Here is a 15,448-nt window from a genome sequence, read left to right on the forward strand (position 1 = left end):
ATGACGAGTTTAGATCTCAGGCTCACCCTTTCACGCAGCAGCGTGCCCGCAAACACTGGCGAACAAGTTTTGTATGTTTTGGCCGAGGTGGTTGGTCAAGGCAAAATTAACCAGCGTGCGCCTGTTCATTGTGTGTTGTTGGTTGATTGTTCGCCTTCGATGCGTGTACCAATCGCTGATGCGGCGTTGTTTCGCGAATTAATGCGCCGTGGTGCTGCCCACGAGGTCATGCTCGATGGTGTGCCAGTCTGGAAAATTCGCGATGATTTGATGGATGAGGTACGGCGACGCGCTCAAAGCCCAAGTCGTTGGCTGGGGCAGGCAGTTCGTGGCGCTGCTGAGCGCTTAAATGCCGATGATCAGCTTTCGATCATCGGCTTTGCTGAAAAAGCTCATGCGGTGCTCAAAGCCAAATCGCCAACTGATGTGGTGCGCTTGGAAGGCTCGGTTGCGATTCTCGAACGCGGCGACCTTGGTCGGAGCACACGGCTGGCTCCAGGCTTGCGCAGCACGATCGATCTGCTGGATAGCATGCCTAGCACTGGTTTTTCGCAACGGATCGTCGTGTTAACCGATGGCTTTGTTGAAGATGAGCAACAAGCCTTTGCCTACGCTCGGCATCTGGCCGCTCGCTCAATTCCAGTCTCGACGATTGGACTGGGGGTTGAGTTTCAAGAGCAATTGCTGATGAGTTTTGCTGATCAGAGTGGTGGTCAATCTAGCTTTATCACCGATCCCAGCGACTTACCAAACTTGCTTGATGTAGAGTTTGGCAAGGCTCATGCGATTATCGCTCAAAAGGCGCGGCTGGATTTGCGGCTTGCTCACGATGTACAAATCAAACGAATCTTGCGGATTCGACCAGCCTTGGGTGAAGTGCCAACCCCAGAATTTGAGGCGGGTTCGGGCAGTTTAAGTTTAGGCTCAATCGAACAACGCGCCAAAGCAGCATGGTTGCTTGAACTACGCATCCCCGACCATGTGCCAAATATTTATCGTTTGTTACGACTTTCGTTGCAGGCCGACGATCCCCAAGGCCAAAGTTTGGAGCCAATCAACCGTGATGTCGTGATCGAATATCATCCTAATGCCGATCAAGCGCTTAACCCAGAGCTTGTAGCAATTTTAGAACGGGTGACGGCATGGCGCTTGCAAAATAAAGCCCTTGAGCAAGCGGCCCAAGGCGATCAAGCAGGCGCAACCCGCCAATTGCAGGCCGCAGTCACGCGCTTGGTCGATTTGGGCGAGCATGAATTAGCCAAACAAGCCGCTGCTGTTAGCCAAACGTTGCAAGAAACTGGCCAAATTAACCCTGAACAAACCAAAACTTTGCGCTATGCAACCAGAAGATTGACAGAAGAACGATAATCAGAAACATTCAAGTCATGTTATTCGTCCAAGAACAAGGAATTTTTTGTTGTTCTAGACCTATTCAGAGGAGTTGACCTGTGTCTGAGCCGACTCAACCGATGACTGGTGGAACCCAACCTCTCAATCCGGCCAACCAGCCTGAGGAACACGAACCCTTTGCGATTGGCACTGTGTTGAAGGATGTTTATCGGGTAACCGCCTTGCTGACCGATACTCCAACCTTGCGCGTCTATCGAGTAGCGCTGTTAGAGCCATGGGATCATTGTGCTCGTTGCGGGGCCGCCTTACAAGCGAGCGATCAATTTTGCGAAGAGTGCGGGGCGCAGGTCGAAGAACAAACTGCTCTGTTACAAGAAACTCCGGCGGCGCAGCCAGTTGGCGCAGCTTTGCTTGATGATTTACCCGATGACCCCGCCAGAGCTGCCTTGCCCACTGTGCGCGAGGTCTTTGTGGGTGAAGATTCACGGTTTGCGGTGTTGCCTGATGGCACGAGCTTGGTGCGTTTCGATACCTTGCTGAGCGAACCAAATACCTTTGTTGATCAAACTGATGCTGTCGATATTGGCATTCAGGTAGCTCGTGCCTTAGCTTATTTGCATCGTAATGGCTTGGCGCTGGGCCAATTAACCTTGGCTGATTTGGCTTTGACCAATAAGCGCGAAATCAAACTAGCCGATGCTGGGGCGATTCGCCGTTCGTTGGGCAAAGGAGATCAGCTCGATGATGTCGAGCATTTAGGTTTAGTGCTAGAAAAAATGGCGGGAATTCAGCGCCAAACTCGCCGCCTTGATGATTCGAATAATCCTTCGCCGCTCGATAGTGCCTTTGCCACAATTTTGAGCGATCTCCGTGCCAAGCGCATCACCGATGCTAGCATTTTGGCCCAAACCCTCGAAACCTTGCTGGCCGAACAAGCTACTCCGATCAGTTTACGAGTACGGACTGGCTATGCTACCGATGTTGGCATGATTCGTGATCACAACGAAGATAGCGTGCTGACTTGGGATTTGCGTCTAAATTGGGATGCTAAGCCAGTCAATGTTGGCTTGTATGTGGTAGCTGACGGCATGGGTGGTCACGAAGGCGGCGAGGTCGCCAGTGGTTTGGCGATCACCACCACCGCCCAAACCCTCGTGCCAACCTTGCTCGATCCGCAGTTACATGCTGGGCCAGTTTCGAGCAAGCACCTTGCCGAATTGGTCAAGCAAGCAGCGTTTCAAGCCAATCAAGCGGTTTACGAAGAAAGTGTGCGCCGCAAAAACGATATGGGTACAACTCTGACTATGGCAGTAGTTGTCGGCGATCGAGCGATTGTTGGCAACGTTGGTGATAGCCGTACCTACCTTTATCGCGATGGCAAATTGCAGCGGATCAGCAAAGACCATTCGTTGGTTCAGCGCCTAATCGATATTGGTCAACTTGATCCTGATGATATTTATACCCACCCCCAACGCAACGCCATTCTCAAATCGCTTGGCGATAGCGGCGACCCTGGCACCGACACGTTTGAGGTGCAATTACAGCCTAACGATGCGCTATTTCTCTGCTCTGACGGCATGTGGGAGATGGTGCGAGACCCCAAAATGGCGGCGCTCTTCGCCGAACATGCCAACCCCGCCGATCTCTGCGATGCCTTGATTGAGGCTGGCAATGCTGGCGGCGGCGAAGATAACATCAGCGTGGTGGTGGTGCGTTTTGATGCCCTTCCAATAGTTGAACACTAAGAGGATGGAATAATGACTGAACCTGTAGCACTTTCGGCAGTTTGGAGCCGCGAACCCTTGCCAAGCGGCACAAGCCAAGTTAATTATGTTTTGATTCAAGCCAAACCAAACCATGTTCCGACTGTCCAAGCGGCTCCGCCACTCAACTTCTGTTTGGTGCTTGATCGCTCTGGCTCGATGGCTGGCGATAAAATTCAACATTTGCGCGAAGCTGTGCGCGAAATTGTGGCCAACTTGCGCCCAATCGATGCAGTGAGCATTGTGTTGTTTGATGATACCTTGGAAGTTTTAGTGCCAGCCCGTTTGGCCGACGACCTGCCAGCCTTGCAAAATGCGATCGAATCAATTGACGAGCAAGGTGGCACGGCCATGTCATTGGGCTTGCAGGCAGGCCTTGCCGAGTTGCAAAAATTCCAAGCCGCAGATCGGGTTGGCCGCGTATTGCTCTTGACCGACGGCCAAACCTGGGGCGATGAAGACACTTGCCGCGATTTAGCCAAACAAATTGGCGATTTAGGTGTTTCGATCACGGCACTGGGCTTAGGCACTGAATGGAACGAAGCCTTACTCGACGATTTGGCTACCGCATCCAACGGCGAATCGGATTATATTGCCGACCCCAGCCAAATTAGCAAATATTTTCAACAAACCTTGCAAAGTGCCCAAACTACCACTGTAGTTAATGCCCGTTTGTTATTGCGCTTGCTGCCTGGGGTTACGCCACGAGCGGTTTATCGTGTCCAACCAAGCATCGCCAACCTTGGCTACAAGCCGATTGGTGAGCGCGAAGTCACGGTTAGCATTGGCGAAATTGCTGGCGATGGAGCCAGTGTTTTGGTTGATGTAATGCTGCCAGAGCGTGAAGCAGGCACATTCCGCATCGCCCAAGCCGAATTGCAATACGATGCGCCAGTGCTTGGCATCAAAGAAGGCAAAATTAAAATCGATATTCCCTTGAGCTTTAATCTTGATCCCAAGGCCAGTGTGGTTAATCCGCCAATTATGAACACGGTCGAAAAAGTGACCGCCTTCAAATTGCAAACGCGGGCACTTTCCGAGGCCGAGGCGGGCAATATTGGCAGTGCGACCCAAAAATTACGCGCCGCCGCTACCCGCTTACTCGATTTGGGCGAAACTGAACTAGCGCAAACAATGGAACAAAGCGCTCAACAACTTGAGGCTGGTGGTCAAATCGCAGCCGCTGATCAAAAAGCCCTGCGTTATGCCACCCGCAAACTAACCCAAAAACTTGAAGAGTAATTACAGAGCATAGAACATAGAACATAGATGTAATGGTTTATGAGCTTAACAACCGGTTCTCCTGCGCCCTCACCCCCAACCCCTCTCCCACTGCGGCGGGCGAGGGGAGCACTCGGCTCGCGGTTCCCCCCTCGCCGCGCGTGCGGGAGAAGGGGTTAGGGGGTGAGGGCATGGAGTTCATTACCAACCCAATGAATCATTACACATAGAACATAATGCTTGTTAATCTATGTTCTATGCTCTATGCTCTATGTTCCTATAAAGGAGATCACCAATGGCAGGTGAAGTTCAATTAACTGGTACGTTGGCTCGTCCGGCGTTGCCAGCCTTGCAAACCCAGCAGGTCGTTTATTTGCTGCTGGATATTACGGCAACACCAGCGGTTGCGCATGTTCAAATGCCAGTTAATGTGAGCTTCGTGCTCGATCATAGTGGCTCGATGAAGGGCGACAAAATGCGCTGTGTGCGCGAAGCAACGCAACGCGCCTTGGGCTTGATGGGGCCACAAGATATTGTTTCGGTGGTCATTTTCGACCATCGCCGCGAAACGATCATCAGTGCTCAACCTGTGCGCAACGTCGCTGCCCTGCAAGCCGAAGTTGGCAAAATTAAGGATGCAGGCGGTACAAAAATCGCCCCTGCGCTGGAAGCAGCCTTGAATGAAATTCGTCGCAGCCAAAATGCCAATACGATCAGCCGGATTATTTTGCTGACCGACGGCCAAACCGAGGGTGAACGTGATTGTTTGCGCTTGGCCGAGGAAATTGGCAAAGCCAGCGTGCCATTGACTGCGCTGGGGGTTGGCGATGATTGGAACGAAGATCTGTTGATTGAAATGGCTAATCGTTCAGGTGGCGTTGCCGAATATTTCAGCAATCCCAATGATATCGCCTCGTTCTTCCAAGGTGCAGTTCAGCAAGCGCAATCGGCAGTGGTGCAAAATTCAGCCTTGACCTTGCGCTTTGTGCAGGGAGTTGAGCCACGCGCACTTTGGCAAGTAACCCCATTAATTCAGCAATTGCCCTATCGCCCAATTAGCGATCGGGCGGTTGGCGTGAGTCTTGGCGATATTTCCAAAGACGAACATCGTATGGTACTAATCGAAATGCTGGTTGATCCCAAACAGGCGGGTCAATATCGGCTGGGTCAAATCGAAGTCAACTACGATATTCCTCAAATGCAGGTGGTTGGCGAAAAAGCTCGCTACGATGTGATGTTGAATTTTGTGGCTGATCCGGCGCAGGCAACTGGAGTTGTGCCGCAAGTGATGAATATCGTCGAAAAAGTTAGTGCCCACAAGCTGCAAACTCGCGCCTTAGAAGATTTGGCCGAGGGCAATATTGGCGCAGCCACCCAAAAGCTTCAGGGTGCAGTGACCCGCTTGCTCAACCAAGGCGAAACTGAGCTAGCCCAAACGATGCAACAAGAGATCGAAAATCTGCAAACCAATGGGCAGATGACCTCAGCGGGCCAAAAAACGATCAAATTTGGTACGCGCAAAACCGTGCGGCTCAGCGACTTGGATTTACCAAAAAGTTAGTAACCGCTAAGAACGCCAAGAGCACGAAGAAATCTCTGACATTGATTCTTCGTGCTCTTCGTGGTTTTAGCTACGCCATAGCTTTGCGGCGTTGAGTTGGTAAACTGCGAATGAGCGCCAGTCCAATCAACAAGGCAATCGCAACTGCCGCAACAATTGCTGCATTCATCACTAATGGAAAAGCCGCTTGTTTAACTGCAATTCCGATGAAGGCCCACAACAGCACGCCATTATAGGCAATATCGCGTTGGCGCAAGGTAATGAAGGCCGCCAAACAAACCCCAATCGCCAGCAAAATCACCGTCCAAACTGAATCGCTGAGCGGGCCGCCGCGCCAGCCAGCATCGTAGAGCGCAATTGTGGCATTGGCGATGGTTGCCACCGTGGCCCAACCCAAGTAAATCGAAAATGGCGTATGAATCAGCCAACGATCAGCGCTGCTAGCTTCGGCGCGAATGCTGCTCAACTGGCGATAAATCATAATCAGTGAAACCAACAAACCAACAATTAACACGATTGTGAGCGGGAATTGTAAATAGTGCCAAGCGAAAATCCAAGCGCTATTGAAGCCACATGAGGCCACAAACCACCAGCCAATTTTGGCAACGGCTGGATTATTGGCCTGCTTGGGCAATGCTTGATAAATTGCGAAGGCGCTGAGGCCCAAATAAATCAAGCCCCAAATGCTGAAAACATAGCCCGCTGGCACGAAACGCACCGGAAACGAATCGGAGATCGTGCCAGTATCAAGCCCGTTGATCGGCAAAATATTGGCTAAGGCATTGACCACAATTGTTGCGATAATCGCTGCCACATTGGCAAAGCGCAAAACCTTGCTGTTCATCAGAGACTCCTTATTTTGACTGAAATTCTGCTTGCTCTGATCGCTTTAACGCAAAGATCGGGCCAATGGATGGATATTGGCATCCCCCGCTGAGTGGAGTATAATAGCGCTATGAATATGATTGTGACAAGTGCAACAATGCCTAGCGATGTAGAACTAGCGGCACTCAGTGCGGCAGTTGTCAGTGTGTTGGCCGAAGTTGTAGCCGAGCCAGCGATCACTCTAGCGCCCAATACCTGGCAAGCCTCAGCCAAGCTTTCACGCCAAGGGCTGCGGCCAGCCCGCACTGGTGTTCGGCCACGCTGGGCCACCATCGAACGTTTACGCCGACGAGCAGCTGGCGGCTTTTACGGCATTACGGGACTCTAATTTCGCATACGGCAATGATTAACGTAAGACTTGCCATAGCACAACGGAGTTGCAACGGCATATGAGTTTCGATACAGTGCTGATCGCCAATCGCGGCGAGATTGCCCTGCGCGTGATGCGGGCATGCAAGGAATTAGGTTTACGCACCGTCGCCGTCTACTCAGAAGCGGATCGCGATTCGCTCCACGTCCGTTATGCCGACGATGCCTTTTTGATCGGTCCCCCTCCAGCAGTCCAAAGTTATTTGCAAACTGAAACAATCCTCGATGTCGCTCGGCGCAGTGGCGCTGGTGCGATTCACCCTGGCTACGGCTTTCTCTCAGAAAATACCGATTTTGTGCGCACTTGCGATGCGGCTGGCATTGCCTTTATTGGTCCAACCGCTGATGCCATGGATTTGATGGGCGGTAAAATTCACGCTCGTCAAGTGGCTTTACGCGCCCATGTCCCGCTGGTGCCAGGCACAACCGAGGCGGTTGAAAGTGTTGCCGAAGCTCTCGAACTTGGCGAACAATATGGCTACCCAATTGCCATCAAAGCTAGCGCAGGCGGCGGTGGCCGTGGTTTGAAGGTCGCCTACCAGCCTGAAGAAGTTGAATTTGCCTTCGAAAGCGCTCGTCGCGAGGCCGAAGCCGCTTTCAAAAACGGCGAATTGTTTGTTGAAAAATATGTGCTCGATCCACGCCACATTGAAATTCAGATTCTGGCTGATCAATATGGCAATGTGGTTTATTTGGGTGAGCGCGATTGTTCGGTGCAGCGCCGCCACCAAAAATTGATTGAAGAAACCCCATCGCCAGCAGTCTCGCCCGAATTGCGGCGCACCATGGGCGAATGTGCCCTGCGTTTATGCCACGAAACGGGCTATGTTGGCGCTGGCACCTTGGAGTTTTTGCTAGCTCCCGATGGTCAATTCTATTTCCTCGAAATGAACACGCGGATTCAAGTTGAGCATACTGTGACCGAAATGGTTACTGGCATCGATTTGGTACAAGCCCAACTACGCATCGCTCAAGGCGAAAAGCTTTGGTTTACCCAAGAGGAAATTCAGTTCCGTGGTCATGCAATTCAATGTCGGATCAATGCTGAGGATGCAGCGGCGGGTTTTCGCCCAGCACTTGGCACGATCAGCGCCTACAACGAACCCAAAGGCTATGGTGTGCGGGTCGATGCTGGGGTTGAGCAAGGCACAACCATCCCACCATATTACGATTCGATGCTAGCCAAATTGGTGACATGGGGGGCAACTCGCGGCGAAGCTTTGCAACGCATGCGTCGCGCCCTCAACGATTACACGATCGAAGGCATTACCACGGTAATTCCTTTTCATAAATTGGCTTTGGCCGAGCCAGCTTTTGAGCATGGCGATGTCACGGTGAGCTTTATTCCACGCTATTTGGAAGAAAAACTCAAGCAATTGCCAAGCGCTACGCCGAGCACTGCCGAGCCAGCCGCCGAGCAACCCAGCCGCGAATTAATGGTTGAGGTCAATGGGCGACGCTTTGCCGTGCGCGTTACTGGCGAAGGCTTGAATGATCCAATTGCTAGCAACAAAACCGCTGCTCCAACTCGCCATCGCGCTGCCAACAAAAAGCGCGAAGTTGCGACAGATCCCAATGCAGTGATTTGCCCAATTCAAGGTACAATTGTGGCGATTAAAACCAGCGTTGGCGCGGCGGTTGAGGCTGGCCAAGTGGTGTTTGTCGTCGAAGCAATGAAGATGGAGAACGAAATCGCAACCCCACGGGCTGGTACAATTGCTACAATCAATGCCGAGATTGGTAAAAGCATTGAGGCTGGCAGCGTGCTAGCAACACTCGAAGCATAGTAACTATAACCGCGAAGAGCGCGAAGCACACGAATAGGGATCAGGGGTCGGGGGTTAGGGATCGGGAGATTGAATCCGAATCATCAATATCGATCATCTGGTTCTAAAAAGCATTCGCGCTCTTCGTGTCCTTCGTGGTTAAACAAAAACGTTAAGGAGCAAGCGTGAGAGATGGGTCATAGACGCATCTCCGACACTTGAATCGTAACCACAGCTTGATATTTTGGAGGCATGTGTGGCTAATCGTAAGAAAGTAACCATCATCGGGGCTGGATTTGTTGGCTCAACCTGTGCACACTGGTTGGCAAGCAAAGAACTCGCCGATGTTGTTTTAGTCGATATTGTTGAGGGCATTCCTCAAGGCAAAGGCTTGGATTTACTCCAATCAGGGCCAGTTGAAGGCTTTGATGTCAGCGTGATCGGCACCAACAGCTATGAAGAAACCACCGATTCAGATGTGGTGATTTTGACCTCAGGTGCTCCTCGCAAACCAGGCATGACCCGCGAAGATTTGCTCAAAATCAACGCTGAAATTACCAAATCAAACATTGAAAAAGTTGCCAAAACCTCGCCCAACGCTTGTATTATCGTGGTTAACAACCCAATGGATACAATGACCTACCTCGCCCGTGTGGCTTCAGGCTTCCCCAAAGAACGCGTGATGGGTCAAGGCGGCGTATTGGATGCTGCTCGCTATCGCACCTTCTTGGCCCAAGAACTGAATGTCTCAGTTGAAGATATTCAAGCCATGTTGATGGGCGGTCACGGCGATGAAATGGTTCCATTGCCACGCTACACCACGGTTTCAGGGATTCCTGTAACCGAATTTATCAGCGCTGAACGCTTGAACCAAATTGTCGAACGCACCAAAAAGGGCGGCGGCGAAATCGTTTCATTGCTCAAAACTGGCTCAGCTTATTATGCTCCAGCCGCTGCTACCATCCAAATGGTCGAAGCGATTTTGAAGGATAAGAAGCGCGTTCTGCCAGCTGCCGCTTACCTCGAAGGCGAATATGGCATTAACGATCTCTACTTCGGCGTACCAGTTGTCTTGGGTGCTGGTGGCGTTGAAAAGATTCTCGAATTGCCATTGAGCGATGACGAAAAGGCTTTGATGGCCAAATCAGCCGAGTTGGTTCGCAGCTCAGTCGATACCTTACGCACCTTGATCGATTTCTAATTGATCGTTTGGTTGCAAGCAGCGCTGTGGTTTTGGCCACAGCGCCCTTTTTTAAACGATGACACTTGAAACTGCCCAAAATGCCCGTTTGCGTGGCGATTATGCTAGCGCTATGCAAATTCTGAACCAACTACTTGCCGCTGACCAAGCCAATCTGGCGGCGCTGGTTGAGCGTGGGCGCGTGTATGCCGAATTGAATGACCGTGAACAAGCTCAAGCCCATTTTGACCACGTTTCGTTTGCCGACCCCGAGGGTGAGCTAGGTGATGCAGCGCGAACTGAATTATTGCGTTTGCTGGCTCCCCCAAAAATCCTGTTTGCCCCACGCCGCACCCAACCTTCCGAACCTAAAACCCCGCCCAACCCATGGGCTTTGCGCTTAGTATTAGTTTTAGTGTTAATCAGCCTGATTTGCTCAATCGCTGGCATCGGCCTGACCCGCAAGAACGTGCAGCAACGCTTTATTCAAGTGACACCGACGGTTGGCAAAAGTATGAAGTATCAGACATGAAAGAGCGTCAAAAGGCAAAAGTCGAAAGGGCGCATTGGTGGTGTGGTTCCCCTCGCCCGCCGCAGTGGGAGAGGAGCATGGGCTTACGGGGTAGGTTTTTAAGCATAGCGAGATCCGCCACGATCTATCGGGTATGATACGAGTGTCGAATTCAGGATCACAGGAGGGTCTATGGCGGGTCATTGCGGATTATCGCCATGGGAAGCCGCCGTGTCAAGCGCTTTTCCCCACTGAAGTCGCGCGTTTGCCCGTGGCCTTGCGTGGTGGAGTTTGGGGATTGTCCACACCTGCGGCGGTGGACAACGCACGATTGCGACATAGTTGACTCTGCTGGTTAATACGTCGAACAGCGCCTGTATGAATGGTGTTTCGATGCTTCGCACAAAGCCGACGACTAGCGTCAAATGCTCGATGTGACCACCTGCTTTGCCATGCTCCTGCGTGGGTATTCCGCTTGTAGACCGAAATCTAGCTCGCCCTGACCCTCGATGCGACCCCACTACGCGATCGCTTCACCGGTTTGACCATCATGGACAATCCTGTCCGCCAGCCAAAAACAGGCCTGGAATCCGCTATGGGTGCAGCTGCTGGCCCTGATCCAGCCCGCCATCCTTGCTGGCTGAACGGTGCTGGTGCTGACTGATCGCGGCCTGTGGTCATCGACCACCTATCACGCGATTCAGTCCTACGACTGGCATCTGTTGATGCGCATTACCCGCCATCGCACGGTGCGGCTCCCGGGTCAGTGGGAACAACCCGTTGGAGCGCTGCGGAAACAACCTGTTGCAGACACTGGGCAGCAGCAAAATCTCCGTATACTATGAGCACGATCTGATTCTAGCCTGAAAGGGTGCTGCAATGAAGCGCTGGCAAAGCGATGGGATTCTTTTGTTGATTGTGATGCTTTGGGGCAGCACATTTTTTGTGGTTCGCGATGCCACTGATCATTGGCCGCCGTTGGCCTTTGTGGCACTGCGCTTTGGCTTAGCAACCTTAGTTCTGCTGCCATGGGCGATTAAATCGTTCAGTCAATGGACGCGCACCGACTGGCAAGCAGGTTTGATTACTGGTGGTTTGCTGTGTGTTGGGTACATCACCCAAACCATTGGCATTAGCATGACCACCGCCTCACGCGCTGGCTTCGTTACCGGTTTGAACGTGATTTTTGTGCCCTTGATGGGTGCAGTGCTGTGGCGCACCAAAGTCAGCGCCAAAGTTTGGGCTGGAGTTGTGCTGGCGGTCGCTGGTTTATATGTACTTTCGATTGACCCTGCGGCCCAAGCTGGCTCGCAACCAGTTTCGTTGTGGGGCGATTTCTTGGTGTTTATTTGTGCTGTGACCTTTGCTGGCCACATTCTGGCGATTGGCCACTGGACCAAACAGGCCTCGCCGATTGCCATGAACTTGATTCAAGTGGCTGTGGTCGCTGTCGTCGCTGGAATTGGCAGCTTGTTGTTTGAAACTGTACCCGCCTTGCCCGCCGACGTTTTTTGGGCTGGAGCCTATTTGGGCATCATTTGTACGGCGGTGTTGCTGGCGATTCAGATTATCGTACAGCGCTATGCCTCGCCAACCCGCACCGCCCTGATTTTCGTGCTAGAGCCAGTCTTTGCGGCGCTGTTTGCCTCGACCTTCGGCAACGAAACTATTTCATCAACCTTTGTTTGGGGCGGTTTATTAATGATGATCGGGATTGTAATTGCCGAATTACCACCACTAGCACTATTTAAAAAGCAGGAGCCTAATGAAACAGTTTGAGGCGATTTTATTCGATTGTGATGGGGTATTGGTCGATAGCGAGCCTGTCAGTATGCGAGCATTGGATGTTTTTCTGGCTCGCTATAACAAAACCTGTGCAGCCGATTGGGGCCATCGCATGGTTGGTCGTCGCGCTTTCGATAATGCCAAAATGTTGGTCGAGAGCTTCGATTTGCCGTTAAGCATCGAGCAAACGATTACTGAGCATCGCCAATTGATTTTCGAACTGGTTGAGCACGAAGCCGAAGCCATGCCCTATGCTGATCAAATTATTCGTTGGCTTAATCAACAGCAATTCCCGATTGCGGTTGCAACCTCGTCGCCGCGCCCATATTTGAGCATGGTGTTGCGCAAATTTGGCTGGAGCGATTGTTTTGGGGCGACGGTAACGGGTGAGGAAGTTGCCAATGGCAAACCAGCGCCCGATATTTTTCTGCGGGCTGCCGAATTGTTGGGAGCCAGCGCTCAGGCCAGCCTTGTGCTGGAAGATGCGCCCCAAGGAGTGCAAGCCGGCTTGGCAGCGGGAGCAACCGTGTATGCCGTGCCCAATAGTGTCACCAAATATTTAGAATTTCCGGCAGCAGTCTGGCAATATGCCAGTTTAGCCGAGGTTTTGACTGAACTGCAAGCTAATGCCTAATCGGCCAAGCCAGAACGCCGTTGTTCTGGCTTAGCCTAGTGATTAAGCACTCGATCAATGCCACTTTGCAAACTGCTACATGTGGCAATATCGCCAAGATCAATCCCCAGCCCAACGATGGTTTGGGCAACATCGGGGCGCACGCCAACCAACATCAAACGACAACCAAGCAAATGTGCTGCACGCAGTAGGTGCAGCAAGCTTTGGCCAACTTGAGTATCGATCACTGGTACAGCGGTAATATCGAGCAATAAATATTTTGCCCGTCGCTCTTGAATTGCTTCCAAGGCACGGGCTTGAGCCTGTTGAATCCGTTGTTGATCCAATGCCCCAACCAAGGGCATGACCAAAGCGTGGCTAGTTAATGGCAAAATTGGCGTGCTCATTTCAGCAATCACTTGAGCTTGCTGCTGAATCATGAACAATTGGTGTTCGATTTGGCTACGGGCGGCTTCGGCTTCTTCACGGGCAGTTTGAGCAACAACATATTCATTGGCCAAATCGTTAGTATTTTGCTCAAGGGTTTGGGCCATTTGATCGAAACTGCGCCCAAGCATGCCAATTTCATCATTCAGCCGCAGCCCTGCTCGCGCCGAAAGATCGCCACTGGATAGGCGTTCAGCACTGGTTTGTAATTTCTGAATCGGCTTGATCAGCCAACGTGGGAAGCGCCATGAGGTCAACAAGGCCAGCAACACAATCACGCTCGAAATAACTGTTAGGCGCATAATTGCTTGCTGACCTGCCAAATCTAGCTCGGCGCTGCTCGCCTGCGAAGCATGGTTTTTAACTTCGGCCAGATCATAGGACTGATCAGTCAATAGTTGAATATTGTTTTGGGCGGCCTCAAAGGTTTTGACTGCTGCTTGGGTATCGTTGATCGAGCCTTCGTTGACCGCAATTTCTACGCTGCTGAAGCCACGCACATAATCGCGCCAAGCTTCGCGCCAAACCTGTGCTTGAGTTTGATCAAGTTCACTGCTAGCTGCATCTTCAAATTCTTTGATCGCCTTGCCTAGCTCGAAACTGGCTGCATGCCACTGCTGCAATGGAGCATCTTGAGCGATAATATTGCCAGCATTAAGCAAAAAATCTTTTTCATAGCGCCGACATTGCAAGGCATGGATTGAAATTTCGCTGGCTAAAATGCTCATGGCGCGGTCGTTGGCCGCAGCCCGTGAGGTACGACGAATCGATTGCAGAGTAAAGAAGGCCAAAAGCGCAACCGCTAGCACCAACACGCTCAGGCTGCCAAGCGCCAAAAATAAACGCTGCCGAAAACCCATTGTTTTGAACAAACCAAAAGCTTGCATGAACCATACCTCAGCCAATTCTCAACCGACTAATAGCGCCGTTTAGGCAGATCTTGGTCGGCAGTTGCTTGGCGAAAAATTCCTTCGTTCGATTTAACCCAGCGTTCAAATGGCTCGCCGTTGACAATTTTTAGGGCAGTTTCAAAAAATTGTGGCCCAAGCAGCGGGTTACACTCAACCGTGACATTCAAATCGCCAGCAATCATAGCCTTGAAGGCATCTTCAACTGCATCAATCGAGACAATTTTGACCTCAACTCCAGGCTTGATGCCTAATTCTTTGAGCAATTCAATCGCCCCCAAGGCCATATCATCGTTATGGGCATAAATCGCATCAAAATCAGTGCCATATTGCTTAATCAGGCCTTGTAAGACGGTTTTGCCTTGAGCACGGGTAAAATCGCCACTTTTTGAGACCAAAACCTGCATTTCGGGATATTTTTTCAAGCAATTATGAAAGCCAGTTTTGCGATCACGGGCGGGAGCCGAGCCAACCGTGCCTTCTAGCTCAATAATTGTGCCTTTTTGATCGAGCAATTGGGCCATTTCTTCGCAAGCGCGTTCGCCTTCTAGCACAAAATCCGAGCCAATAAAGGCAGTAATTAATTCGTCGGGCACATTGGCCGTGCGATCGACCACAATGATTGGGATGCCAGCGGCCTTGGCTTCAGCAAAAACCGCATCCCAGCCATCAGCAACAATTGGCGAAACCCCAATCAGATCAACTTTTTGGGTGATGAATGAACGAATTGCATTAATTTGGTTGATTTGTTCCTGTTGGGCATCGGCAAAGCGTAAGTCAACGCCTAAATCTTGAGCACTTTCTTGGATCGAGAGGGTATTGGCGGTGCGCCAGCGGCTTTCAGCACCGATCTGCGAATAGCCAATCACCAAATCGGCATAGGTTTTAGGAGTTTTGTTAGCAGTTACCGGTTGGCTAGCTTCGCTTGAGCCACAAGCCACCAAGCTTAACAGTGTTACCAAAATTAATAAACGTTTGATCAATGCATGCTGTGACATAGGGTACGCTCCGATGGACACTATGTACACTCACTCTCATGTGATGCTGCGTTGGCTATCCTAGCACAGCCAATTCGCCCGACTCAATAGG

Annotated in this window: 13 protein-coding genes; 10 read left to right on the forward strand and 3 right to left on the reverse strand. The window is 51.4% G+C overall.

Annotation, left to right across the window (positions count from 1 at the left end; genetic code table 11):
• From ABEB26_RS17190 to ABEB26_RS17205, 4 genes are all read left to right on the forward strand, one after another.
• The gene (locus tag ABEB26_RS17190; protein WP_345723267.1) at positions 1 to 1,368 is read left to right on the forward strand and encodes a VWA domain-containing protein; all 1,368 of its coding nucleotides are present in this window, start codon (positions 1 to 3) and stop codon (positions 1,366 to 1,368) included.
• A gap of 80 nt (positions 1,369 to 1,448) precedes the next feature.
• The gene (locus tag ABEB26_RS17195; protein WP_345723268.1) at positions 1,449 to 3,095 is read left to right on the forward strand and encodes a protein phosphatase 2C domain-containing protein; all 1,647 of its coding nucleotides are present in this window, start codon (positions 1,449 to 1,451) and stop codon (positions 3,093 to 3,095) included.
• Positions 3,096 to 3,107: 12 nt separating this feature from the next.
• On the forward strand, positions 3,108 to 4,355 hold the full coding sequence (locus ABEB26_RS17200; RefSeq protein WP_345723269.1) for a vWA domain-containing protein: 1,248 nt from the start codon (positions 3,108 to 3,110) through the stop codon (positions 4,353 to 4,355).
• A 274-nt stretch (positions 4,356 to 4,629) separates the two neighbouring features.
• Positions 4,630 to 5,895, forward strand: coding sequence for a vWA domain-containing protein (locus ABEB26_RS17205; RefSeq protein ID WP_012191734.1), 1,266 nt, complete (start codon positions 4,630 to 4,632; stop codon positions 5,893 to 5,895).
• 70 nt (positions 5,896 to 5,965) lie between these two features.
• On the opposite strand, the gene ABEB26_RS17210 is transcribed toward ABEB26_RS17205, so the two are convergent.
• Positions 5,966 to 6,739, reverse strand: a complete 774-nt coding sequence (locus ABEB26_RS17210; RefSeq protein ID WP_345723270.1) for a tryptophan-rich sensory protein — start codon at positions 6,737 to 6,739, stop codon at positions 5,966 to 5,968.
• Between the two features lie 111 nt (positions 6,740 to 6,850).
• On the opposite strand from ABEB26_RS17210, the gene ABEB26_RS17215 reads away from it, so the two are divergent.
• The 6 genes from ABEB26_RS17215 (at position 6,851) to ABEB26_RS17240 (ending at position 13,025) form a co-directional block, all read left to right on the forward strand.
• On the forward strand, positions 6,851 to 7,108 hold the full coding sequence (locus ABEB26_RS17215; protein WP_345723271.1) for a hypothetical protein: 258 nt from the start codon (positions 6,851 to 6,853) through the stop codon (positions 7,106 to 7,108).
• A gap of 61 nt (positions 7,109 to 7,169) precedes the next feature.
• Positions 7,170 to 8,936, forward strand: coding sequence for an acetyl-CoA carboxylase biotin carboxylase subunit (gene accC, locus ABEB26_RS17220; RefSeq protein WP_345723272.1), 1,767 nt, complete (start codon positions 7,170 to 7,172; stop codon positions 8,934 to 8,936).
• Between the two features lie 235 nt (positions 8,937 to 9,171).
• A complete protein-coding gene (gene mdh, locus ABEB26_RS17225) occupies positions 9,172 to 10,116 on the forward strand; it encodes a malate dehydrogenase (protein ID WP_345723273.1) in 945 nt (314 codons plus the stop codon).
• 58 nt (positions 10,117 to 10,174) lie between these two features.
• Positions 10,175 to 10,627 carry a tetratricopeptide repeat protein gene (locus ABEB26_RS17230; protein ID WP_345723274.1) on the forward strand — a complete coding sequence of 151 codons (453 nt, stop codon included), beginning with the start codon at positions 10,175 to 10,177 and terminating at the stop codon, positions 10,625 to 10,627.
• Positions 10,628 to 11,485: 858 nt separating this feature from the next.
• Positions 11,486 to 12,385, forward strand: a complete 900-nt coding sequence (locus ABEB26_RS17235) for a DMT family transporter (RefSeq protein WP_345723275.1) — start codon at positions 11,486 to 11,488, stop codon at positions 12,383 to 12,385.
• Positions 12,372 to 13,025, forward strand: coding sequence for an HAD family hydrolase (locus ABEB26_RS17240; protein ID WP_345723276.1), 654 nt, complete (start codon positions 12,372 to 12,374; stop codon positions 13,023 to 13,025). Before ABEB26_RS17235 ends, ABEB26_RS17240 begins: the two co-directional genes overlap by 14 nt.
• A gap of 35 nt (positions 13,026 to 13,060) precedes the next feature.
• Here the strand turns inward: ABEB26_RS17240 and ABEB26_RS17245 are convergent, their stop codons facing one another.
• Both ABEB26_RS17245 and ABEB26_RS17250 read right to left on the reverse strand, forming a co-directional pair.
• Positions 13,061 to 14,338, reverse strand: a complete 1,278-nt coding sequence (locus ABEB26_RS17245; RefSeq protein ID WP_345723277.1) for a HAMP domain-containing protein — start codon at positions 14,336 to 14,338, stop codon at positions 13,061 to 13,063.
• 29 nt (positions 14,339 to 14,367) lie between these two features.
• The gene (locus ABEB26_RS17250) at positions 14,368 to 15,357 is read right to left on the reverse strand and encodes an ABC transporter substrate-binding protein (RefSeq protein WP_345723279.1); all 990 of its coding nucleotides are present in this window, start codon (positions 15,355 to 15,357) and stop codon (positions 14,368 to 14,370) included.
• Positions 15,358 to 15,448: the final 91 nt, after the last annotated feature.

The organism is Herpetosiphon gulosus (genome assembly GCF_039545135.1).
Taxonomy (GTDB): domain Bacteria; phylum Chloroflexota; class Chloroflexia; order Chloroflexales; family Herpetosiphonaceae; genus Herpetosiphon; species Herpetosiphon gulosus.

Excerpts from the sequence above, each read along its gene's own strand:
- ABEB26_RS17190 (WP_345723267.1), top strand. The coding sequence starts at position 1 with ATGACGAGTTTAGATCTCAGGCTCACCCTTTCACGCAGCAGCGTGCCC.
- ABEB26_RS17200 (WP_345723269.1), top strand. The coding sequence starts at position 3,108 with ATGACTGAACCTGTAGCACTTTCGGCAGTTTGGAGCCGCGAACCCTTG.
- ABEB26_RS17205 (WP_012191734.1), top strand. The coding sequence starts at position 4,630 with ATGGCAGGTGAAGTTCAATTAACTGGTACGTTGGCTCGTCCGGCGTTG.
- ABEB26_RS17210 (WP_345723270.1), bottom strand. The coding sequence starts at position 6,739 with ATGAACAGCAAGGTTTTGCGCTTTGCCAATGTGGCAGCGATTATCGCA.
- ABEB26_RS17215 (WP_345723271.1), top strand. The coding sequence starts at position 6,851 with ATGAATATGATTGTGACAAGTGCAACAATGCCTAGCGATGTAGAACTA.
- accC (WP_345723272.1), top strand. The coding sequence starts at position 7,170 with ATGAGTTTCGATACAGTGCTGATCGCCAATCGCGGCGAGATTGCCCTG.
- ABEB26_RS17230 (WP_345723274.1), top strand. The coding sequence starts at position 10,175 with ATGACACTTGAAACTGCCCAAAATGCCCGTTTGCGTGGCGATTATGCT.
- ABEB26_RS17235 (WP_345723275.1), top strand. The coding sequence starts at position 11,486 with ATGAAGCGCTGGCAAAGCGATGGGATTCTTTTGTTGATTGTGATGCTT.
- ABEB26_RS17240 (WP_345723276.1), top strand. The coding sequence starts at position 12,372 with ATGAAACAGTTTGAGGCGATTTTATTCGATTGTGATGGGGTATTGGTC.
- ABEB26_RS17245 (WP_345723277.1), bottom strand. The coding sequence starts at position 14,338 with ATGCAAGCTTTTGGTTTGTTCAAAACAATGGGTTTTCGGCAGCGTTTA.
- ABEB26_RS17250 (WP_345723279.1), bottom strand. The coding sequence starts at position 15,357 with ATGTCACAGCATGCATTGATCAAACGTTTATTAATTTTGGTAACACTG.